Origin of the sequence: Aurantimonas sp. E1-2-R+4, assembly GCF_036549515.1 — a bacterium.
GTDB lineage: Bacteria > Pseudomonadota > Alphaproteobacteria > Rhizobiales > Rhizobiaceae > Aurantimonas > Aurantimonas coralicida_A.
The window spans coordinates 1-21,344 of the sequence record NZ_JAZHLK010000031.1 but is presented as its reverse complement, the minus strand read 5'-3'; the positions used below and the strand labels follow the sequence as shown (position 1 = coordinate 21,344).

The following is a 21,344-nucleotide window of genomic DNA, read 5'->3' as shown; positions in this document are numbered from 1 at the left end:
ATTCTGTTTCAAATTGAGCATTCTCAGGCGTCCGGTGATCTCACGCAACACGCTCGACGGACGGTTCAAATGCCTCGATGTCGGCCAACTTTCCGTGCTTTATCAACTCAAGGAATCGTAAGGGAATTTTCGGAACGTGATATAAATACGAATAATAGTAATAATTGGAAATACAAATACCACAAAATTCAAGAATGGTAGATAAATGGGAGACTTAAAATTCCCATCAAAAATCAAGATAATCAGATAGGCGATAGGTGGAAGCGCAAATTCCTCCCGATGATATCTCCATGACTTTCGAAGAGCGTTTTTTGTTTCTTCAGACGTCTGCATCTTGAAGCCAAGCATGACCTTGTAGCGGCTTTGATCGGCGCGAATGTCCCAGTTTTTATTGCCTCTGGCAAGGCAGGGTCTGCCGGCAGCCATTGCTTGGCTGGAACATGTGCTTCGTCATAAATCTGAAACAGAATCAACAATTCTGTTTCAGACCGGTCTCGGAGACCTCGTACGATCCTGTCCTAATCAAGAAGCTCGCGCTTGAACAATTCATAGAGCGCCGCTTTCGCCTCGAAGCCGACGCCCGGAACGTTTGGCAGGCCGACGCGGCTGTCTCTCACCTCGGTCGCGTCGGCGAAGCCGCCGAAGGGCTGGAACACGTCCGGATAGGATTCATTGCCGCCGAGATGCAGGCCGGCGGCGATGTTGAGCGACATCTGATGGCCGCCATGCGGCACCACCCGGCGGCTCGACCAGCCGTTCTCCTTCAGCATGTCGAGGGTGCGCATATATTCCACCAGCCCATAGGAGAGGGCGCAGTCGAACTGCAGGACGTCGCGGTCGGGCCGCATGCCGCCATGGCGGATCAGATTGCGCGCGTCCTGCATGGAGAAGAGGTTTTCGCCGGTGGCCATCCGGCCCGAGTAATGATTGGCCAGCTCCGCCTGTAGGGCATAATCGAGCGGGTCGCCGGCTTCCTCGTACCAGTAGAGATCGTAAGGCTCGAGCGCCTTGGCGTAGGCGATGGCCGTTGGAAGGTCGAACCGGCCATTGGCGTCGACGCAGAGATTTTGTCCCTCGCCGACGACGGCGAGCGCGGCCTCGACGCGCTTCAGATCATCGTTCAGCGGCGCGAGGCCGATCTTCATCTTGCAGACCGTGTAGCCGCGGTCGCGATAGGACCGCATCTCGTCCTTGAGACCCTCGATTTCCTTGCCGGGATGGTAATAGCCGCCGGCCGCATAGACCCAGACGCTGTCGTCGGCTTCGCCGCCCCGGTAGCGATCCGCCAGAAGCCGGTAGAGCGGCTTGTCCGCGATCTTGGCGACCGCGTCCCAGACCGCCATGTCGATCGTCCCGACCGCCACCGAGCGCTCGCCGTGACCACCCGGCTTCTCGTTGGTCATCATCGCCGTCCAGATGGCGAAGGGATCGAGATTGTCGTGCTCGCGGTCGATCAGCGTCTCCGGGTCGGCTTCCATCAGCCGCGGGATGAAGCGCTCGCGCATCAGCGCGCCCTGGCCGTAACGCCCGTTCGAATTGAAGCCGAAGCCGACGACCGGCTTGCCGTCGCGCATCTGGTCGGTGACCACCGCGACGACGGAGCAGGTCATCTTGGAAAAGTCGATGAAGGCGTTGGCGATCGGGCTGGCGATCGAGACGGTCTTTTCCCGGATCTCGGTGATGCGCATGACGATGCTTTCAGAATGGAATGACGGCGGGAGACGTGGCGGGGACGGCCGCGATCAAGGCCGACCCGACCCTAGAAGAACAGGCCGCGCGGCATCGGAATCAGCAGGACATTGGCCATGATCAGGTAGAAAGCGGTCAAGATGGCGACACCGATCACGCCGAGGACGGCGCCTTCGCGCAGCGTGACGCGCTCATGGCTGGCGACGGCCATGATGGCGAAGAAGGCGATGAGGCTGGCGACGAAGAATCCGAGGATCGGAATCAGCGCGACCCACGCGGCCATGGCGACCAGAAAGCCGATGCGGCGCGGCATCGACCCTTGCGTCTGCTCCGTCTCGCTTGCCGTTTCGTCGGCCGCCTCGACGGAGGGGCGCCGCGCCGCGATGACGAAATTGCGAAGGATCAGGATCGCCGAGAACACGATCATCGCGGCGGAGATGGTGATCGGAAACACCGAACCCATCGGCGTCATGCTGCCGGTCTGCAGGATGAGCACCACGCCGAGACCGACGAACAGGGCGGCGGCGATGGTTCCCGGTAGGTCGTGCGGCTTCTTAAGGACGGCCATCTCGACTCTCCACGATGATGTCGGTCTTTGACTTGCGGGCCCGCCGCGCCCCGATCGCTCCGACGATCAGAGGATAGAACAGCGTCAGCGCCGAGAAGGCGACGATGGCCAGTGAAATCGGCCGGGCGAAGAACATGCCCGGAACGTTCCCCTGCGCGTTGCCGATCAGATAGCTTTGCACGAATCCCTGCTCGGCGATCTGCCCCAGAACCAGCCCGAGCACGATCGGGGAGGGGGCGAAGCCGACCCGGTTGAGGATCCAGCCGATGACGCCCAGCCCGAGCATCACGGCGACGTCGTTGAGATTGTTGTGGATCGCGAAGCTGCCGATGACCGTCATGAAGGCGATGGTCGGCACCAGCGCCGCCTTCGGGATCGCGATGATGCCCTTGTAGGCGTACCGCCCGACCAGCAGGCCGACCGGCAGCATCAGGATCGTTCCGATGAGCAGACCGAAGATGAAGGTGTAGACGATCGACCCTTGCGTGGTGAAGAGCGTCGGGCCGATGCGGATGCCCTGGACGAGCAGCGCACCGAGGATGACGGCGTCCGGCGGCGTGCCGGGAATTCCCAGCACCAGCGTCGGGATGAAGCCGCCGCCGACGGTGCCGTTGTTGGCCGCCTCGGTGGCGATGATGCCGCCCGGCTCGCCCGTACCGTAGCGTTCGGGATGCTTGGCCGACCGGCGGGCCTCGGAATAGGAGACGAGGCTGGCGACCGAGCCGCCGGCGCCGGGCAGGATGCCGACGAGCGTGCCGATCACCGAGCTGCGGATCAGGTTGAATTTCTCCCGCATGACGATGGCGAAGGCTTCCTTCAGCCGATAGCCGCTGGTGTCGCTCTCGACCTTGAGGTGCGGGTCCTTGGTTGCGACGAGGTCGATCAGGACCGGGATGCAATAGAGCCCGATCAGGCCGGAGACGATGTTGATGCCGCCGAGCAGCGCATGACTGCCCATGGTGAAGCGCACGTCGGCGCCGATGACCGCGACCCCGATCATCGACATGAGCAGGCCGAGGCAGGCGCCGATCATGCCCTTCATGAGATTGCCGACCGACAGCGCCGAGATCAGCGTCAGGCCGAAGACGGCGAGCCAGAAATATTCGGGCGGGCCGAAGGCGAGCGCGACCCGCGCCAGCGGCGGCGCCAGGAACATCAGCATCAGCGCCCCGACGATGCCACCCGACACCGAGGCCAGGGTGGCGATGGAGATGGCCAACGCGCCGTCGCCGCGCTTGGCCATCGGAAAGCCGTCGAAAGTGGTGGCGATGGCCGAGGGCGTGCCCGGCGTGTTGACCAGGATGGCGGAATAGGAGCCGCCGTAGATCGCCCCGGTATAGATGGCGCCGAGCACGATGAGGCCGGAGGCCGGGTCCATCGTGAAGGTGAACGGCACGAGGACGGCCACGGCCATCGTCGCCGACAGGCCGGGCAGCGCGCCGATGACGATGCCGGCCAGCACGCCGCCGAGCGCCAGAACGAGGTTGAACGGCGTCAAGGCCTCGGCAAGATAGACGAGCTTGTCCATGGCGATCGCTTCAATGGAATGGAAAATGGCAGGCGGAAGCGTCGACCACTCCCGCCTGGGCTGGGCTGGCGCCTATTTCTGGGCGATGCCCATCTGCTCGGCGACCGCCTGATACTGCTCGCGGCGCTCGTTCATGAATGCCTCGACTTCGTCGTAGGGAACATTGATGACGACGAAGCCGCCGTCTTCCATCTTCTTGATGAAGTCCGGGTCCTGATTGACCTTGTCGAGGGCGTCGGAGACCTGCTTGCGGACGTCTTCGGGAGTAGAGTTCGGCACGGCCACGCCGCGATAGGCGCCCCCGACCATGTCGTAGCCGAGTTCCTTGAAGGTCGGAACGTCCGGGAAGCTCGGCACCCGCTCTTCCGATGCGACGGCGAGGACTCGCAGCGCGTCGCCCTGATTGATGGCGGAGGTCGTATAGCCGAAGCTCGCCAGAACCTGGTTGCCGAGTACGGCCGCGATGGACGGGCTCGTGCCGGAAAACGGCACATAGGTCGTGGTGATGCCGGCAAGACCGTCCAATTTCGTCTTCGCGACGTGATTGGCCGAATTGGTCCCCGAGCCAGAGAAAGTCACCAGCCCCGGATTTTCCTTGGCGTAGTTGACCAGATCCTCCAGCGTCTTGAACTGGCTGTCGGCCGGCACGACGATGGCGTCCGGCGTGTACTGGAAGAAGTAGACATTGGCGATGTCGTCGGTCTTGTAGCCGACTTCCTGCGCCATCGGCTGCAGGATGATATGGGGCAGGTTGGTGCCCATCAGCGTGTAGCCGTCGCCGTCCATGCCGTTGAGCTGCGACCAGGCCTGCGCGCCCCCGGCCCCGGCCATGTACTGGACCACCATGCTCTGCCCGGTGAGGCGCTCGAAGACCGGCTGCTGCAGCCGGGCGGCGATGTCGGATTCGCCGCCGGCATTGAACGGAATGATGTAGTTGACGGGCTTCGTCGGATAGTCCTGCGCGCTCGCGGAACCGGCCGTTAGTCCGACCGCCAGGACGACGCCTGCCATCAGTGACGTGAGTTTCATAGTATTCCTCCCAGTGAATGTCTCCCGACCGGCCCACTTGCGTCGCGCGCACCTCCAGGCGCGAAACGGCGGCGACCGATCTTTTCCAATCTGTGACCACGCCACCGGCAATGTCAATCATGCGTCCGAAGATGCATGCAAGAAAGCGTTCGATTTAACCGTCGAGCCGTGTAGGGTGCCGGAAAGGCTCTCGCGGCAAGAGGGGAAAATCACGATGTCGAACGTCCCGACACTCCTCGGCATTGAAAAACCGGAGCGCAAGCCGTCGCTGGTCGAAGCGGCCTATGACGCCGTCAAACAGGCGATTCGCGATGGCGTCTTTCCTCCGGGCTTTCAGGGCTCCGAACAGGAGATGGCGCAACGACTGGGGATGAGCCGGACGCCGGTTCACCAAGCGATCATCCGTCTGCAGAGCGAGGGCATGGTCGAGCTGCGGTCCAAACGCGGCGTCGTCATCAGCGCGCTGTCGCCTGACGACATGAAGGAGGTCTACGACGTCATCATCGCCGTCGAGGGCATGGCGGCGCTGCTCCTGGCCGAACAGCCACACCCGGTGCGTGAACCTGTTTGCCGCGACATGGAGCGGCTGAACGCTGAGCTTTCCGAGGCCCTCGCCAGAGACGATCTTGCCGGCTGGGCCGATCTGGATGCGCGGTTCCATGCCCGCCTTGTCCGCGCCGCCGGCAACGGCCGGTTGGAGCGGATCGCGACGGTCAATATCGATCAGTCGTTTCGGGCGCGCCGGCTGACCTTGCATCTGCGGTCGAAGCCGACGGGCTCCATCGCGGAGCACCAGCGTATCATCGACGCGATCCGCGCCGGCGAGCCGGGCGAGGCGCGTCAGATGGCCCAGGAGCACAAGATCCGTGCGCGGGATATGATCGTGGACCTCCTGCGGCGCTATGACATGAAGCATCTGTAACGCGGCTGTCAGGCCCGGCCGCGCTCATTCGGTTACGTCGGAAAATCCGCCGCGACGTCGCCGAGCCCGTCGATCCAGCCGCGCACCGGCGTGCCGCGTTCGATGAAAGGCATGCCGTTCAACGAGCCGGTGATGACCACCTGACCGGGACTCAAGCCGCCGCAATGCGACCCGATCATCCGGGCGAGGGCGCAGAAGGTCGCGAAGGCGTCGCCGCCCGGCACATCCGCACGACCATCGAGGACGGTTTGCGAATCGAGGTCCAGCCTGGCGCTGACCGTCGTAAGGTCCATCCCCTGCCAGTCCGGGCGTGGAGCCCCTACGACGACGGCGCCGTTCAGCTGATTGTCGGCCAGCCTGAGCAGCGTCGGCGCCGCCTCGATGTCGGTCAGCCGCGTGTCGACGATCTCCAACGCAGCGACGGCGGACACGCAGGCGCGTGCTTGACTCTCGAAATCCGCGCTCTCGGGATCGGGCAGGGGCCTGTCCACGATGAAGCCGACTTCGAGTTCGATGCCGATGCGGTCGATGTCCGCGCGGGTGAAGATGGCGGGGCTCGTCCGCACGTCTTTTTGAAAGATCGGCGCCATGATCTGGTCCTGGCCGGGGCGGCGGCCGATCTTGAAGCCGCCGATCGCGCCGACGGCATCCGCCACGCGGCGCTGGATCGCATAGGCGTCAAATGCGCTGGCAACACTGCCCGCTACGTCAGCCGGAGGCACGCGCGGCCCGCCGTTCCTGGCCAGGATCAGCCGGTCGGCGAGGCCGAGATGCGCCATTCCCGCTACGCCGCGGGACCGCGGACGGCACCGCAATCGAACATGGCGTCGATGGCCCTGTCGTCGTAGCCGGCCTGCGAAAGCACTTCGCGCGTATGCTCGCCGAGCAGCGGCGCGGGGCGCGTGACGCCGCCGGGCGTTTCGGAGAACTTGATCGGCAGGCCGATCGCCTTCACCGGGCCGGCCTTCGGATGCTCGGTTTCGACCACCATCTCGCGGGCGAGCGTTTGCGGATCGCTGTGCATCTCGCCGACGTCGAGCACGGGGCCGGCGGGAACGCCCGCCGTCTCCAGCCGCTCCAGCCACTCCGCCGAGGATTGCCGCGAGAAGTAGCCGTTCAAGATGTCCTCGAGCGCGGCGAGGTTCTGCATCCGCCCGCTGTTGTTCGAGAAGCGTTGGTCGTTCGCCAGTTCCTGTGCGCCGACGACGGCCAGCATCCGCTCCCAGTTCTTCTGGTTGGCCGCCCCGACCGTGATCCAGCCGTCGGCGGTTTGGAATGCCTGATAGGGCGCGTTGAGCGGATGCGCCGAGCCGAGCGGGCCGGGCGAAACGCCGGTGGCGAACGCGATCGCCGACTGCCAGTAGGTGTGGGTAATGCCGGCCTCGAACAGCGAGGTGTCGACCTTCTGGCCTTCGCCGGTCTGAAGTTTGCGCGCATAGGCGCTAGAGCAGCCGAGCGCCGCGAGGATGCCGGCGGTGATGTCGGTGACCGGCGCGCCGGATTTCACTGGCGGCCGGCCCGGCCCCTCGCCGGTGATCGACATCAGTCCGCTCATGCCTTGCGCGATCAGGTCGAAGCCGCCGCGCGATGCGTAGGGGCCGCTGCGGCCGAAGCCGGAGATCTCGCAATAGATCAGACCCGGATTGGCCTTGCGCAGGTCCTCGTAGCCGAGGCCGAGCTTTTCCATCGTCCCCATGCGGTAATTCTCGATGACGACGTCGGCGGTCTCCAGCATCCGCCGCAACACCGCCTTGCCGTCGTCGCTCTTGAGGTCGAGGACGACGCCGCGCTTGTTGCGGTTCATCATCATGTAGGCGGCGGATTCGCCGCCGATGTCTGGCGGCAGGAAGCGCCGGCTGTCGTCGCCTTCGGGCTTTTCGACCTTGATCACGTCAGCCCCCATGTCGGCGAGCATCATGCCGCAGACCGGACCCGCCATGATATGGGCGAGCTCGATGACCTTCATGCCCTCCAACGGGCCTTTCGCAGCGGTCATTACCGGCCTTTCCACTCGGGTTTGCGCTTGCCGAGAAAGGCTTCCATGCCTTCCTTGAAGTCCTCGCTCATATAGGCCTTGACGACCAGGTCGCGGTCATCGGCGCCGGCGCCCTCGATGCGCAGCCGGCGCAGCGCCTCCTTGGTGGTGGCGAGGGTGATCGGCGCGTGGCCGGCCAGCTGCTCGGCCAGCGCCTCGATACGGGTGATTAGCGCGGGGTGATCGGGCACGATCTCCGAGACGAGGCCGATCGCCAGCGCCTCGGCGGCGCCGCCGAGCCGCGCGGTAAAGATGACCTCCTTGGTTCGGCCGGCGCCCATTAGTGCCGACAGTCGAGACAGATTGGCGATCGACAGGCAATTGCCGAGCGTGCGGGCGATCGGAAAGCCGAAGCGGAGATCCGCCGTGGTGATGCGGATGTCGCAGGCGGCCGCGATGCCCGCGCCGCCGCCGGTGCAGGCGCCCGAGATCGCCGCGATGGTCGGCACCGGGCAGGCCTCGACCGCGCCGAGGACGACGTCCATCCGGTGTTCGTAGTCAAGCGCGTCCTGATCGGTGTTAAAGCCGCGGAACTGCGTCATGTCGGTGCCGGCGGCAAACGCCTTCTCACCGGCACCGGTGACGACGAGGCATTTGACCGAGCCGTCGGTGGGGACCGTCCGGCAGATCTCGGCAAGGCCGTCATACATGCCGAAGGTCAGCGCGTTGCGGGACTGTGGGCGGTTCAGCGTGATCCAGCCGGTGGTTCCGCGGACTTCGTAGAGCAGTTCGTTATCGGACATGAGATCACCTGTAGAAGTATTCGACGAGGAACATCGGGATGGCTGGCACGTAAGTGCTGATGATCAGGACAAACAGGAGCACGCCGATCAGCGGCAGGTTCCACTTCGTCACCTCCCAGATGTTCGCCTTGGCGATCGAGCAGGCCGTGATCAGCACGGAGGCGACCGGCGGCGTCTGCTGGCCGATGGCCAGATTCAGCGTGACGACCAGACCGAAATGCACCGGATCGATCCCTGCCTGCTGGATCAGCGGGGTGATGATCGGGACGACCAGGATAATCGCCGCGGCCGAATGCAGGAAGAAGCCAATCACCAGGAAGAAGACGTTGAGGATCAAAAGGATGAAGTACTGGTTGCTGGTGAGGTCCAAAATCGCCGCCGCGATGTCCTGGGGGACGCGGGCGGTGGTCAGGAACGAGCCCATCAGGACGGAGGTGGCGACCAGCAGCATGACGACCGCCGTCTGCATGCCACCCTCCAGCATCGCCTCCTTGAGCTGGCGCCAGTCGACCTCCCGGTACCAGGCACCCACCAGGATCGCCGCGACGACGGCGATGCCGGCTGCTTCCGTCGCCGTCATGAACCCGCCGAAGATGCCGCCGAGAATGATCACCGGCAGGGAGAATGTCGGCAGCGCGTCGATGAAGGTGGCGCGCAGCGCTGGGAGATTGAAGGCATCCTCGGTCGGCCAGTCGTATTTGACCGCGTAGTAGTAGGCCACACCCATCAACCCGGCCGCGCCGAGCAGCCCCGGCACGACACCCGCGACGAACAGCTGTTCGATGCTGGCGCCGGAGGAAACACCATAGAGGATCATCGGAATCGATGGCGGGATGATGATCGCCAGCGAGGCCGAGGATGAGGTGATCGCTGCCGCGAAGGGGGCGGGATAGCCGCGCCGCTTCATCTCCGGGATGATGATCGAGCCCATTGCCGCCACGTCCGCGACCGCCGAGCCCGAGATTTCGGCGAAGAACAGCGACACGCCGACATTGACCATCGCCAGGCCGCCGCGCACGAAGCCGATGATCGCCGAGACGAAGGCGATGAGGCGCCGGGTGATGCCCGTCGCGTTCATGATCGCGCCGGCCAGCACGAACATCGGAATGGCGATCAGCGAAAAGGATTTCGCGCCCGAATACATATCGAGCGCGATCGTCACGAGAGCGCCGGCTCCGTCGGTCAACCCGATGGCAAGGACCGCCGCCAGCGCCAGTGCGATGGCGATCGGCACGTTGATGCAGACCATCGCGACGAGCGCGATGAAGATAGCGAACATGAACATCAGGCCTGATCCTTGTCGGGCGTTGCGCCATGCGCCATGACCGCGTGTTCCACCGAGCGTCCGGCCATCACGTCGCGCCAGTAGTCGGGCAGACTAAGAAGTTCGGCGACGATGAACAGGATGGCGCCGATCGGGATGATCGATTGGGTGAGAGAGACCGGCACCCATGTTAGGCTGACCAGCGTCTCGCCTTCGAGGATGCTCAGGACCTCGAGCCCCGCCCAGGCGAGCAGCGCGAAGAACGAAATCACCAGGGTTTCGGCGACGATCACCGCCGCGCCGCGCGCCTTCCGCGGCAGCGCGAGGAGCACGTCATCGAAGCCGATGTGGCCGCGCCTGAGCGCGGCGAGAGCGGCGCCGTAATAGGTGGTCCATGCCAGGAGCACCGAGGCGACCTCGTCATACCAGGAGAGCGAAGCCCCTGCCTTACGGAAGATCACCGCCACCACGACCACGGTCGTGAGGCCAACCATGAGGGTAATGACCACCCAGGTCAGAACCTCGCCCAGAAGCTTCGCCATCAGGCGCAATTCGGCCTCCCGCGCCCGTTCGGGCGCCCCATTTGTCGATGATCGGTAATGATAGGACGGGCGTCCGCCGGACGGGCCGTGCCGCATGAAGGAAGCCGGTGGCGCGGGCGCCACCGGCGTTCAGTTTATGAGCTGGAGGCGAGCGCCTGGATGTCCTCGATCAGCTTCTGGCCACCCTCGACCTGCTGACCGAATTCCTCGTAGATCGGCTTGGAGGCCTCGATGAAGGCATCCTTGTCGGCCTCGTTCACTTCGACGCCGGCTTCCTTGATCTTGTCGACCAACTCGCCGTCGAGCTTGGCGGATTCATCATAGGCGAAGTCGCTGGCCTTGACCGCACAATCCTGGATCGCGGTCTTCAGCTCGTCGTCCCAGCCTTCCCACTGCTTGGCGGAGCTGGCCAGATAGGCCGGCGAATAGACGTGACCCGTCATCGACAGGTATTTCTGCACTTCCTGGAACTTGCCCGAATAGATCTGGGCGAGGGGGTTTTCCTGCCCGTCGATGACGCCGGTCTTCAACGCGGTGAACACCTCCGAAAAGGCCATCGGTGTCGGGTTGGCGCCGTAGCTCTGGAACATCTTCACCCGCCACTCGCCCTTCGGCGTACGCAGCTTGATGCCTTCCAGATCGGCTGGCACGGTAACCGGCCGGACGTTGTTGGTCACGTTGCGGAAGCCGTTTTCCCAGAAACCGATGATCCGGTAGCCCTTGTCGCTGGCCGCGTCGACGAAGGTGCTGCCCATCTCGTCGCGGACCTTGCGCATGTGGTCGCGGTCCTTGATCAGATAGGGCATCTCGAAGATGCCGAAGGTCGGCGACACGGAGCTCATGATCGAGGAGGGGATCGAGAAGGCGATCTGCCCGAGCTTGAGCTTCTGCAGCATCTCCTCGTCATTGCCGAGCTGCGACGAGCCATAGACCTCGACGGTCGCCTTGCCGCTGGCGTCGACACATGCGGCGAAGTTGTTGCCGGTCGATTCATAGAGCGATCCCGGCGCGCCGACGTGGCCCAGTTTCAGGACCTCCTGGGCGTTCGCCGCCGTTCCCCAAAGCGCCGCGGCCGCGACGCCCATCATCAATGTGCGAATGTTCATTGTCTTTCCTCCCAGTTGCTTTCCGACGGGCGGTTTTCTCCGCCCGATTCTTACTCTGCTGCTTGTTGTGCCTGCCCCTCCGTCGGCGAGGCGAGGACCTCCATCGCCGCCTCCACGCCGCCTGCCTTGTGCCGCACGCCCGCTATCAGCAAGCCCATCTCGACGCCTCCCAGCGTACCGACAAGCATGAGATCGTTGAAGTCCCCGAGATGGCCGATGCGGAAAATCTTGTCGGCCACCTTCGACAGTCCGGCACCGAGCGACATGTCGAAGCGCTCCAGAATGGTCTTGCGCAAAGCGTCGGCGCCGGACCCGTTCGGCATCAGCACGGCGGTCAGAGCGCCGGAATGCTCGGCTGGTTCGGCGCACAGAACGTCCAGGCCCCAGGCCGCGACGGCCGCGCGCGTCGCCGCGCCGTGGCGCTGATGCCGGGCGAAGACGTCGTCGAGCCCTTCCTCGTGCAGCATCTCGATCGCCGCATCGAGGCCGTAGAGCAGATTGGTCGCCGGCGTGAACGGAAAGAAGCCGTTGGCGTTGGCCGGCAGCATCTCGTCCCAGGCCCAATAGGATTTCGGCAGTGTCGAGGATTTCGACGCTTCAATCGCCTTGTCGGACAGGGCGTTGAATGACAGGCCGGGCGGCAGCATCAGCCCTTTTTGCGAGCCGCCGACAGTGACGTCGACGCCCCATTCGTCGTGCCGGTAGTCGATCGAACCGAGCGACGAGATCGTGTCGACCATGAGAAGGGCCGGATGGCTCGCCGCATCGATGGCCTTGCGGACATTGGCGATGGACGACACGCAGCCGGTCGAGGTCTCGTTATGGACGACGCAGACCGCCTTGATCGCGTGGCCCTTGTCGGCGGCAAGGCGTTCGCCAATCGCCTGAGCGTCGGCGCCGTGGCGCCAGTCGCCAGCAATGAATTCCGTTTTCAGACCAAGGCGTTCGGCCAGTTTCTTCCAAAGACTGGCGAAATGCCCGGTCTCATACATCAGCACCAGATCACCAGGCGACAGCGTGTTGACCAGTGCCGCTTCCCAGGCGCCGGTTCCGGAGGCCGGGTAAATGACGACGGGATTGCTGGTCTTGAAGATCGTGCGGACGCCCGAGAGAACCCGCTTGCCTAACGCTTGGAAGTCCGGGCCGCGGTGGTCGATGGTCGGTCTGTCCATCGCTCGCAGGACACGATCTGGAACGTTCGTCGGGCCCGGAATCTGGAGGAAGTGCCGTCCCGGTTGATAGCTCACGATCAGTCCCCCTGAGATCGTGACGCCTTGCCGCATCCGATCCCTTTCCTGCGATGCGCTCTTGCCGGCGCAACTGAATTCCGGTCATATTGAATTATGAATTCATTATTTCTGTCAAGCGGCGAATGGCGCTTTCCCGGAGTGGATATCCGAAATCGTGGGTGAGATGATCCGGCCGGGCCTGTCCCGTAGGCTGTCGAAAGAAATTGCCGGGGAGGTGCTGTTCGATCGTTTTTCGCGTGGGCGCTACGCGACCGACGCCTCGATCTACCAGATCATGCCGGCCGGCGTGGTGGTGGCGCGGACGACGGACGACGTCGCCGCCGCGCTCGATGCCGCCCGCGAGGAGGGACTGCCGCTGACGATGCGAGGTGGCGGCACGTCGCAATGCGGCCAGACGGTGAATTCCGGGCTCGTCGTCGACACTTCGAAATACCTCAACCGTCTGCTGGAGCTGGATGTCGAAGGCCGTCGTGCGGTGGTTGAGCCGGGCATCGTGCTGGACGACCTCAACCGGCTCCTGAAGCCGCATGGCCTGTGGTTCCCGGTCGATGTTTCCACCGCTTCGCGGGCGACGATCGGCGGCATGGCCGGCAACAATTCCTGCGGCTCGCGTTCGTTGCGCTATGGCACCATGCGCGACAATGTCATCGCCATCGACGCGATCCTCGCCGACGGCATCAGGGGCCGCTTTGCCCGCCTTGATCAGGACGCCCCGGATGAGCCGCCGCGTGATCTCGTCGCCGCCATGCTGGCGCTCGGCCGGCGCGAGGCCGCCGAGATCGAAGCGCGGTTCCCGAAGGTCCAGCGGCGGGTCGGCGGTTATAATCTGGACGCGCTGATGCCGGCCGCCGAGCCGATCAATCTCGCCCATCTCCTCGTCGGCTCCGAGGGCACGTTGGGAATTTCGACGGCCATCGAGATCGCTCTGTCGCCGCTGCCGAAGACCACCAAACTGCTCGGCGCCTGCCATTTCCCTACCTTCCGGGCGGCGATGGACGCCGCGCAGCACATCGTCGCGCTGAAACCCACCTCGGTCGAACTCGTCGATTCGACCATGATCGCGCTCGCCCGGCGGATCGACATGTTCGTGCCGACGCTGGAAGCTTTCGTCGAAGGCGATCCGGCGGCGCTGCTCCTCGTCGAATTCGCCGACGAGGCGGACGAGAACGAACGCAGCATCGAAGCGCTGCGGGACGTCATGAGCGGTCTCGGCTACGGTTTCGGTAAGGGAGGCGAACAAGAAGGCGGTGTCGTTGCGGTCAAGGACGCCAAGCTGCAGGCCGCTATCGCCGACCTGCGCGCCTCCGGCCTCAACATCATGATGTCGATGAAGGAGGCGGGCAAACCGGTGTCTTTCGTCGAGGATTGTGCGGTGCCGCTGGAACATCTCGCCGACTATACCGATCGGCTGACGGCGATCTTCGAGCGGCATGGCACGCGCGGCACCTGGTACGCCCACGCCTCAGAGGGTTGCCTGCACGTGCGTCCGGTCTTGAATGTCAAGCTGGACAAGGACGTGGCCACCATGCGGGCGATCGCCGAGGAGGCCTTCGCGATGGTGCGCGAATACAAGGGCTCGCATTCCGGCGAACACGGCGACGGCATCGTCCGCTCGGAATTCCACGAGCAGATGTTCGGCGCGCGCATCGTGCGCGCCTTCGAGGAGGTGAAGGCCATTTTCGACCCGTCCGGGTTGCTCAATTCCGGCAAGATCGTCCATCCGCCGAAGATGGATGACCGCAGCCTGATGCGATACCCGCCAGGCTACGCGGTCGAGGATATCACGACGGCCTTTGACTGGTCGGCCTGGCCGGGAGCGGCCGGCGGGCTCCAAGGGGCCGTCGAGATGTGCAACAACAACGGCGCCTGCCGGAAGATGGCTGGGGCCGTCATGTGCCCGAGCTACCGCGTCACCCGAAACGAGAACGACGTGACGCGCGGGCGTGCCAACACCCTGCGCCTGGCGCTGTCGGGGCAACTCGGCCCCGATGCGTTGGCCTCCGACGACATGGCCGAGACGCTCAAGCTCTGTGTTTCCTGCAAGGCCTGCCGCCGCGAATGTCCGACCGGCGTCGACATGGCCAAAATGAAAGCGGAAGTGCTCTACCAGCGCGGGAAGGCCAAGGGCTTTTCGCTGAAGGATCGATTGATCGCCGAGCTACCGCGTTATGCGCCGGTGGCTGCGCGGCTGACGGGATTGCTGGCGCTGCGCGATCGCATTCCCGGGTTTGCCGCGCTGTCGGAGCGCTTGTTCGGTTTCTCCCGCCGCAGGACGCTTCCGATCTTTCGGCGCGATTGGTTCCGCGACGGGGAGGGGGATCGGGGCGAGCCGCTGTCGCGAGCGGGCGAACGCGGTGTGGTTCTTTTCGCCGACACCTTCGGCCGCTGGTTCGACCCCGAGACGCTGCGTGCTGCAGTGAAGGTCCTCGAAGCGGGCGGCTATAGCGTTGCGACCGCCAGTCTCGGCCGTGGCGAGCGGCCGCTGTGCTGCGGCCGGACCTACCTCGCGGCGGGCTTGGCGGATCGAGCCAGGGAGGAGGCGCGGCGTACGATCGCAGCGCTGCTACCGCATGTGCGGGCGGGGCGGACGATTGTCGGTCTCGAGCCGTCCTGCATCCTGACGCTGCGCGACGAATTCTTGGCGCTGGTGCCCGGAGAGGACGCCGAATCCGTTGCCGCCGGGGCGATGCTGTTCGAGGAGTTTCTGGTCCGCGAAAACCGGGCTGGCCGCCTGTCCTTGCCGCTCGGACTGCTGGACCGAAAGGCCTACCTGCACGGACACTGCCACCAAAAGGCGTTCGGCGCGATGTCGGCGGTCGAAGGCGCGTTGCGGCTGATTCCGAACCTCGATCTCGAGGTGATCGAATCTTCATGTTGCGGCATGGCCGGCGCTTTCGGCTACGATGCTGAGACGATCGACGTGTCGTTGGCGATGGGCGAACTGTCCCTGCTACCCGCAGTCCGGAGTGCATCGGAGGATGCGATCATCGTCGCGAACGGCACCTCCTGTCGCCACCAGATCGCCGACGGTGCTGGCCGGAAGGCGGTTCATGTCGCCGAGGTTCTCGCCGGCGCGCTGGACCGGCCGCTCGTGGCGGCGTAGCAGCAGACATCCCGTCCGCCGTGTGTGGCGGTGGGACCAGGATCGAACGCGACGGCCTGTTGGCGGATCGCCATACTGACGCAGGACAATGAGACATGAGCCTTGCCGACCTGAACCCCGAAGGCTTCCTGACGCGTCCCGCGCTGGCGGTCGAACTGACCGATCGGATGCGGCGGATGATTATGGAAGGCGAGCTGAAGGGCGGCGAGAAAGTGCCGGAGAAGGCACTGACCGAACGTTTTGGCGTGTCGCGCACGCCGGTTCGTGAGGCCTTGAAGGTTTTGGCGCACGAGGGGTTCGTGCAACTCGTCCCGAACCGGGGTGCCGTCGTGGCGCGGCAGACCCTGTCGGAACTGGCGGAACTGTTCCCGTTGATCGCGGTGCTGGAAGGCCTGGCCGGCGAACTGGCGGCCGAACGAGCCTCGGATGAGGATATTGCGGCGATCGGCGAACTGACACGCCGTCTTCGCGAAAGCCACGAAATGCAGGATCGCCCCACCTATTTCGAGATCAACCAGGCGATCCACGCGGCCATACTCACGGCCGCCGGCAACCCCACTCTCATCCAGCATCACGCCATGGTGGCGCGGCGTGTCTACCGGGCGCGCTATCAAGCCAATCTGACACCCGAGCGCTGGCTCGCCGCGACGCGGGAACACGAGGTCATCCATGCCGCGCTTGCGAGGCGGGACGCCCCTCTTCTCGGCCGTTTGATGAAGGAGCACCTTCAGTTCAAGCTCCAGACCCTGGTGGCGATAATCGACGAATGAACCACCTCGGTCAGCTGCTCGCCCGAGCGGGTGGTGGCTGTGATACGGCCGACTTGGCGCCGAGCCGAATTCTAGCCATGAAGCATGCTATGCTGATCTCGTCTGGGGTTGGGGGGGGGCTCAGCCTATCCCTCGACGGATTTTTTGGGTAAGAAACTCTTAATCCTTTAAATTTCCACTGCGGGTGGATGGTTATTATGGCAAGTTCAAGTCACGTCTCTCGAATGCTTTTCATTCGAGGTATAGCCTTAGTCCATGATGCCATCATGGGGGCCGCGGCGCTGTTTCTGGCTCTGGTCCTGAGATTGGATCTGGATAGGGTCCTTTCCGACCTGCCGGAATATGGTCTTGCGACGATTATTTTTGGCGCAGTCGTTGGCATCGTCGGATTTGTGCTCGGGATGAACCGGGGAGTCTGGCGCTACGCCTCGCTCCCGGATCTCGTGGCGATCATCAAGGCGGCCACCATCTCGGTTGCGATTTTCATCGTCGCCCATTTCCTGCTGGTGCGGCTGGAGGCGATCCCGCGCTCGTCGATGATTATCGCATGGGCGTTTCTGATCGTCTTGCTGGCGACGCCACGCGCCGTCTATCGGGTCTACCGCAATTGGCGGGATACGCGCCGCGCCCGGGACAGGGACGGCGGCTCGGCCAAGCGCGTCTTGCTGATCGGTGCCGGCGACAACACCGAGACATTCTTGAAGACCATCGCGGAACGAAGCNGCCGCGCCCGGGACAGGGACGGCGGCTCGGCCAAGCGCGTCTTGCTGATCGGTGCCGGCGACAACACCGAGACATTCTTGAAGACCATCGCGGAACGAAGCGGACAATCCTTCGATGTTCTGGCGATCATCGACGAACGGGGACGCCGCACCGGCCGGTTCATTCGCGGCGTTCCGGTGCTGGGGGGAATGGAGAAACTGCCGCAGATCATCCGGCGGTTCGATCGACGGGGGCGCCGGCCCGAAGCCTTGATCCTGACGCGAACGCGCGAGGACTTCGAGCGCCACGCGCGCATTCAGGATTTGATCGACATCGCCAGCGAGCATCGTCTGGAGATGCTGCGCTTGCCCAAGGTTCTCGACCTTCGCGAAGTCGGCGCGGAAGTGGAAGTCCGCCCGATCAAGCTGGAGGATTTGTTGCAGCGCAAGCCGCTACGCCTGGACGTTCCGAAAATGGCGACGATGATCAAGGGCCAGAAGATCCTTATCACAGGAGCGGGCGGTTCGATCGGATCGGAACTCGTCCGTCAGATCGTCGCCCTGGAACCGGCCAGCCTGATCCTTGTGGACGCCAGTGAGTACCTGCTTTACGCGATCGACGGCGAACTGCGTCGAGGCAACCCGCAATACGCCCTGTATCCGCTGTTGTGTAATGTGCGTGAGAAGGAGGCGATCGCCCGCATTGTCGATGCGCACCGGCCGGACGTTATTTTTCACGCCGCGGCACTGAAGCATGTTCCGATCGTCGAAGCACAACCGCTCGAAGGACTGTTCACCAATGCCATCGGGACCCGCAACGTGGCGGAGGCCGCGATGCGCGCCAAGGTGGGCGCGGTGGTCATGGTCTCGACTGACAAAGCCGTCAATCCGGCGAATGTCATGGGCGCCAGCAAGCGCATGGCGGAGATGTTCTGTCAGGCGATGGATTTGGGTTCCGATAAGGCCGGAACGCGTTTCGTCACCGTCCGCTTCGGCAATGTCCTCGGCTCGGCCGGCTCGGTCGTTCCGCTTTTCGAAAAGCAATTGAAGGCCGGTGGACCGCTGACGGTCACCCATCCGGAGATCGAACGTTACTTCATGACGATACCGGAAGCCTGCCTTCTGGTGCTGCAATCGGCCGCCCATAGCCTGGAGGACCCCGAGGAACGGGGGCGGATCTTCGTGGTCGACATGGGTGCCGCGGTGAAGATCGCCGATCTCGCGCGCAATGTCATTCGCCTTTCCGGCTTGCGGCCGGATATCGACGTGAAGATCGTCTACACGGGCTTGCGGCCGGGGGAAAAGCTCTATGAGGAGCTGTTCGATTCCCGCGAGACCTTGGGGCAAACGGATATCGAGGGAATTCTCGTGGCGTTCCCGCGCGCGATCGAGCGCGGCGTCATCGTGCGTATCTTCGACGAGATGCGGCGTCTGATCGACGTCAATGATGTCGCGGGAGCCCTGCGTCTATTGAAGGCGACCGTCACCGAATTCAGCCCCGGCGAGGAGGTGCTCGCCATGATGCAGGGCGGCCCGCAGGTGCACCCGGCCGAACACGTCGCTCTCACCGCTGCCGGTTACGACAAATCCGACCTTCACGATCGTTGAGGCCGGGTTCGTCGCCAGCGGTCCGCCGAGACCTGCGCGGTTCTCTCTACTCCCGGCGGGCGACGGGATTTCGTCCGATATCGAAATAGGCAAGCCCGGCGGCATCGGTCACGCTACGCTCGTACATGTTGCGTCCGTCGAAGATCACCTTGTCCTTCAACAGCGACGCGATTTCGCCGAAATCGGGGCTGCGGAACTCGCGCCATTCGGTCACGATGGCAAGGGCATCGCTCCCCTCCAGAGCATCGGCGGCGCTGGGACACAGGGTGAGCCGCGAAGCATCCGCGAAAATCTGCCGGGTCTGTGTCATCGCCGCTGGATCGTAGGCGCGCACCTGGGCGCCATGGGACAGCAAATCCGCTATCAGCACGCGACTGGGCGCTTCGCGCATGTCGTCCGTATCGGGCTTGAATGACAGCCCCCAGAGCGCGATCGTCTTGCCTTGCAGATTCGTCTCGCCGCCGTAAAAGGCGGCAAGCTTTTCGAACAGCGCGTGCTTCTGGCGTTCGTTGGCCTCTTCCACCGCCCGCATGACGCGCAGAGGCACCTCACGCTCCGCGCCCATGCTGATCAGCGCGCGCGCGTCCTTGGGGAAGCAGCTACCACCATATCCGCAGCCAGGATAAAGGAACCGAAGGCCGATGCGGGGATCGCTTCCGATGCCGCGCCGCACCGATTCGATGTCTGCTCCTACGGCTTCCGCGAGGTGCGCCAGTTCGTTCATGAAGCTGATGCGCGTCGCCAACATCGCATTCGCTGCGTATTTCGTCAGTTCCGCGCTTCGCGCATCCATCACGATGATCTTGTCCTGGCGACGATTGAGAGGCGCGTACAGATTGCGCATGATCTCGGTCGCCCACTCATCGGAACTCCCGATGATGATGCGGTCCGGACGTGTGAAATCCGCGATGGCAGCCCCTTCCTTGAGGAACTCCGGGTTGCTCACCACCGAGAACTCCACATCGACGCCGCGGGACCGGAGCCTCGCGGCGATCACCGCCTCGACCTTCGCCGCGGTCTCCACCGGAACCGTCGATTTGTTGACGATAACCGCCTTTTGCGTCAGCCGATCGCCGATCGCCGCGGCGGCGGACAGGACATGGCGCAAATCGGCGCTGCCGTCTTCGTCGGGAGGCGTGCCGACGGCGATCAGGAAGATGTTGCTGCGCCCGACCGCCAGGTCGTAATCGGTGGTGAATTCCAGCCGTCCGGACTGTACGCCGCGCTGCAGCAGCGGCTCCAGACCTGGCTCGAAGATCGGCACCTGGCCTCGCCGCAGCATGTCGATCTTGGCGGGGTCGGTGTCGACGCAAATGACATCGTTGCCGAGATCGGCAAAACAGGCGCCCGCCACCAGCCCGACATAGCCGCTACCAATCACCGTGATCATCATGCGCTATGTCCAAGTCCAGAGTTCAAGGCGAGCCAAAAAAAGAGCCTCCCGGATAAACAGCCGGAAGGTTCGAAGGCAATAGAAAACATACTTCTGGCCGGACGCCCCCGGAGTCTCGAATGAGCCCGTCGTCGCGATGCGACGACGGGATTGCAGTGGGTAATACCAACCTGCGGCGATAGGGACCTATTCGATGGCGCTGAACGGGCTTGTCCGGCCAGGAGCGACGCGCGGTTCGATGCGGCGCATCGGGCAAGCGGTGTGACGCCGTCCGGCGAGCCCGTTCAGCCCACCGAAGGCCGGGCGCTCGCCGCGCTTGGCTGCATCGCGCGTCGTCCCACTCCTCGCCACGCATCGGCGCCAAGGTGCGGGAAATGGCCGGTCGAATGGGTTCCTATCACCGCAGGTTGGTATAAAGTCGGTGGGACTAGCCTGCCGTGTCTCGACCATCGGCGCCGCATACGGCAGCCGGGCCGGCGGACTGGCTTCCTTGCAGGGGAGGTAGCAACAGGCTAGTCCTCCACCTGGGTGTTCGGACTTGCCAAGGTCGGTAAGGACAGCGCCTGGCTCATTCGTTTTCGTGCTTTACAGGCCGCGTCGTGTGAATTAGAGCGGCTTTGAATAAATAGCGCAGCGGAATTTCCTTCACGATCGCGCCCATAGGCCGTTCGATGGAAAAGCCTGAGAGCGCTCATAGCCGCAGACCAAGGTCGATGAAGGGAAATGAACGGCGCCGTTCGTGCCAGGTCGGCCGAGGCGGAATGTTTGGTTCTTTGGGGGCCATGTCCTGCTTGTCCGCCATCTCATTTTTGAATTATCCAGGTCCGTTTCGAGAGGCGTAGGCTTTTAAGCCCGTCTTTTCTTGTCCAATACCGAAGAAGGTTCGAAAGCTGGCATGACTTCGCGTGACTTCCTGAATCCCGTCCCCGACCTCGACGGAAAATCCATTTTGATCACGGGTGGAACGGGCTCGTTCGGCAAGAGCTTCGTGAAGACCGTATTGGCGCGCTACAAGCCGCGCCGTATCGTCGTTTTTTCGCGCGACGAGCTCAAGCAATACGAGATGAATCTCGAGATCAGCGACCAGGAATAT

The 21,344-nt window shown here is 63.7% G+C and carries 17 protein-coding genes; 5 read left to right on the top strand and 12 right to left on the bottom strand.

All coding sequences use genetic code 11. From position 1 onward, the window contains the following. Positions 1 to 518: 518 nt before the first annotated feature. From VQ045_RS14410 to VQ045_RS14395, 4 genes are all read right to left on the bottom strand, one after another. Positions 519 to 1,688 carry a mandelate racemase/muconate lactonizing enzyme family protein gene (locus VQ045_RS14410; RefSeq protein WP_331830584.1) on the bottom strand — a complete coding sequence of 390 codons (1,170 nt, stop codon included), beginning with the start codon at positions 1,686 to 1,688 and terminating at the stop codon, positions 519 to 521. A gap of 71 nt (positions 1,689 to 1,759) precedes the next feature. Next, on the bottom strand, positions 1,760 to 2,257 hold the full coding sequence (locus VQ045_RS14405; protein ID WP_331830583.1) for a tripartite tricarboxylate transporter TctB family protein: 498 nt from the start codon (positions 2,255 to 2,257) through the stop codon (positions 1,760 to 1,762). Further along, positions 2,244 to 3,785, bottom strand: coding sequence for a tripartite tricarboxylate transporter permease (locus VQ045_RS14400; protein WP_331830582.1), 1,542 nt, complete (start codon positions 3,783 to 3,785; stop codon positions 2,244 to 2,246). Before VQ045_RS14400 ends, VQ045_RS14405 begins: the two co-directional genes overlap by 14 nt. Positions 3,786 to 3,857: 72 nt before the next feature. Beyond that, on the bottom strand, positions 3,858 to 4,814 hold the full coding sequence (locus VQ045_RS14395; RefSeq protein ID WP_327624539.1) for a Bug family tripartite tricarboxylate transporter substrate binding protein: 957 nt from the start codon (positions 4,812 to 4,814) through the stop codon (positions 3,858 to 3,860). A gap of 214 nt (positions 4,815 to 5,028) precedes the next feature. Between VQ045_RS14395 and VQ045_RS14390 the strand changes: the two genes are divergently transcribed. Continuing rightward, positions 5,029 to 5,736 (top strand): GntR family transcriptional regulator, encoded by a 708-nt coding sequence (locus VQ045_RS14390; protein WP_331830581.1) that lies wholly within the window; start codon positions 5,029 to 5,031, stop codon positions 5,734 to 5,736. A gap of 32 nt (positions 5,737 to 5,768) precedes the next feature. Here VQ045_RS14390 and VQ045_RS14385 read toward each other — a convergent pair whose 3' ends face one another. The 7 genes from VQ045_RS14385 to VQ045_RS14355 all read right to left on the bottom strand — a co-directional run bounded on the left by VQ045_RS14385 (position 5,769) and on the right by VQ045_RS14355 (position 12,673). Then, complete coding sequence (locus VQ045_RS14385; protein WP_331830580.1) at positions 5,769 to 6,515, bottom strand: fumarylacetoacetate hydrolase family protein; 747 nt, start codon at positions 6,513 to 6,515, stop codon at positions 5,769 to 5,771. Positions 6,516 to 6,520: 5 nt separating this feature from the next. Next, on the bottom strand, positions 6,521 to 7,732 hold the full coding sequence (locus VQ045_RS14380) for a CaiB/BaiF CoA transferase family protein (protein WP_331830579.1): 1,212 nt from the start codon (positions 7,730 to 7,732) through the stop codon (positions 6,521 to 6,523). Beyond that, entirely contained in the window at positions 7,732 to 8,514 is a 783-nt protein-coding gene (locus VQ045_RS14375) for an enoyl-CoA hydratase/isomerase family protein (protein ID WP_331830578.1), read from the bottom strand. The genes VQ045_RS14380 and VQ045_RS14375 overlap by 1 nt, the downstream gene beginning before the upstream one ends. A gap of 4 nt (positions 8,515 to 8,518) precedes the next feature. Further along, on the bottom strand, positions 8,519 to 9,799 hold the full coding sequence (locus VQ045_RS14370; protein ID WP_327646256.1) for a TRAP transporter large permease: 1,281 nt from the start codon (positions 9,797 to 9,799) through the stop codon (positions 8,519 to 8,521). Continuing rightward, a complete protein-coding gene (locus tag VQ045_RS14365; RefSeq protein WP_327624546.1) occupies positions 9,799 to 10,320 on the bottom strand; it encodes a TRAP transporter small permease in 522 nt (173 codons plus the stop codon). Before VQ045_RS14365 ends, VQ045_RS14370 begins: the two co-directional genes overlap by 1 nt. A gap of 134 nt (positions 10,321 to 10,454) precedes the next feature. Further along, complete coding sequence (locus tag VQ045_RS14360) at positions 10,455 to 11,426, bottom strand: TRAP transporter substrate-binding protein (RefSeq protein ID WP_331830577.1); 972 nt, start codon at positions 11,424 to 11,426, stop codon at positions 10,455 to 10,457. A 50-nt stretch (positions 11,427 to 11,476) separates the two neighbouring features. Further along, on the bottom strand, positions 11,477 to 12,673 hold the full coding sequence (locus VQ045_RS14355) for a pyridoxal-phosphate-dependent aminotransferase family protein (protein WP_331830604.1): 1,197 nt from the start codon (positions 12,671 to 12,673) through the stop codon (positions 11,477 to 11,479). Positions 12,674 to 12,839: 166 nt separating this feature from the next. Here VQ045_RS14355 and VQ045_RS14350 point away from each other — a divergent pair, with 166 nt between their 5' ends. From VQ045_RS14350 to VQ045_RS14340, 3 genes are all read left to right on the top strand, one after another. Continuing rightward, positions 12,840 to 15,779, top strand: coding sequence for an FAD-binding and (Fe-S)-binding domain-containing protein (locus tag VQ045_RS14350; RefSeq protein WP_331830603.1), 2,940 nt, complete (start codon positions 12,840 to 12,842; stop codon positions 15,777 to 15,779). A gap of 95 nt (positions 15,780 to 15,874) precedes the next feature. Next, on the top strand, positions 15,875 to 16,549 hold the full coding sequence (locus tag VQ045_RS14345; protein ID WP_327624549.1) for a GntR family transcriptional regulator: 675 nt from the start codon (positions 15,875 to 15,877) through the stop codon (positions 16,547 to 16,549). A gap of 188 nt (positions 16,550 to 16,737) precedes the next feature. Continuing rightward, positions 16,738 to 18,858: a polysaccharide biosynthesis protein gene (locus VQ045_RS14340; RefSeq protein WP_442879876.1), complete on the top strand. Its 2,121-nt coding sequence runs from the start codon at positions 16,738 to 16,740 to the stop codon at positions 18,856 to 18,858. A 46-nt stretch (positions 18,859 to 18,904) separates the two neighbouring features. On the opposite strand, the gene VQ045_RS14335 is transcribed toward VQ045_RS14340, so the two are convergent. Next, on the bottom strand, positions 18,905 to 20,251 hold the full coding sequence (locus tag VQ045_RS14335) for a UDP-glucose dehydrogenase family protein (protein ID WP_331830575.1): 1,347 nt from the start codon (positions 20,249 to 20,251) through the stop codon (positions 18,905 to 18,907). Positions 20,252 to 21,146: 895 nt separating this feature from the next. On the opposite strand from VQ045_RS14335, the gene VQ045_RS14330 reads away from it, so the two are divergent. Further along, positions 21,147 to 21,344, top strand: a 198-nt coding sequence (locus tag VQ045_RS14330; protein ID WP_331830574.1) for a polysaccharide biosynthesis protein, incomplete at its 3' end; no start/stop codon positions are given.

Excerpts from the sequence above, each read along its gene's own strand:
- VQ045_RS14410 (WP_331830584.1), bottom strand. The coding sequence starts at position 1,688 with ATGCGCATCACCGAGATCCGGGAAAAGACCGTCTCGATCGCCAGCCCG.
- VQ045_RS14405 (WP_331830583.1), bottom strand. The coding sequence starts at position 2,257 with ATGGCCGTCCTTAAGAAGCCGCACGACCTACCGGGAACCATCGCCGCC.
- VQ045_RS14400 (WP_331830582.1), bottom strand. The coding sequence starts at position 3,785 with ATGGACAAGCTCGTCTATCTTGCCGAGGCCTTGACGCCGTTCAACCTC.
- VQ045_RS14395 (WP_327624539.1), bottom strand. The coding sequence starts at position 4,814 with ATGAAACTCACGTCACTGATGGCAGGCGTCGTCCTGGCGGTCGGACTA.
- VQ045_RS14390 (WP_331830581.1), top strand. The coding sequence starts at position 5,029 with ATGTCGAACGTCCCGACACTCCTCGGCATTGAAAAACCGGAGCGCAAG.
- VQ045_RS14385 (WP_331830580.1), bottom strand. The coding sequence starts at position 6,515 with ATGGCGCATCTCGGCCTCGCCGACCGGCTGATCCTGGCCAGGAACGGC.
- VQ045_RS14380 (WP_331830579.1), bottom strand. The coding sequence starts at position 7,732 with ATGACCGCTGCGAAAGGCCCGTTGGAGGGCATGAAGGTCATCGAGCTC.
- VQ045_RS14375 (WP_331830578.1), bottom strand. The coding sequence starts at position 8,514 with ATGTCCGATAACGAACTGCTCTACGAAGTCCGCGGAACCACCGGCTGG.
- VQ045_RS14370 (WP_327646256.1), bottom strand. The coding sequence starts at position 9,799 with ATGTTCATGTTCGCTATCTTCATCGCGCTCGTCGCGATGGTCTGCATC.
- VQ045_RS14365 (WP_327624546.1), bottom strand. The coding sequence starts at position 10,320 with ATGGCGAAGCTTCTGGGCGAGGTTCTGACCTGGGTGGTCATTACCCTC.
- VQ045_RS14360 (WP_331830577.1), bottom strand. The coding sequence starts at position 11,426 with ATGAACATTCGCACATTGATGATGGGCGTCGCGGCCGCGGCGCTTTGG.
- VQ045_RS14350 (WP_331830603.1), top strand. The coding sequence starts at position 12,840 with ATGATCCGGCCGGGCCTGTCCCGTAGGCTGTCGAAAGAAATTGCCGGG.
- VQ045_RS14345 (WP_327624549.1), top strand. The coding sequence starts at position 15,875 with ATGAGCCTTGCCGACCTGAACCCCGAAGGCTTCCTGACGCGTCCCGCG.
- VQ045_RS14335 (WP_331830575.1), bottom strand. The coding sequence starts at position 20,251 with ATGATGATCACGGTGATTGGTAGCGGCTATGTCGGGCTGGTGGCGGGC.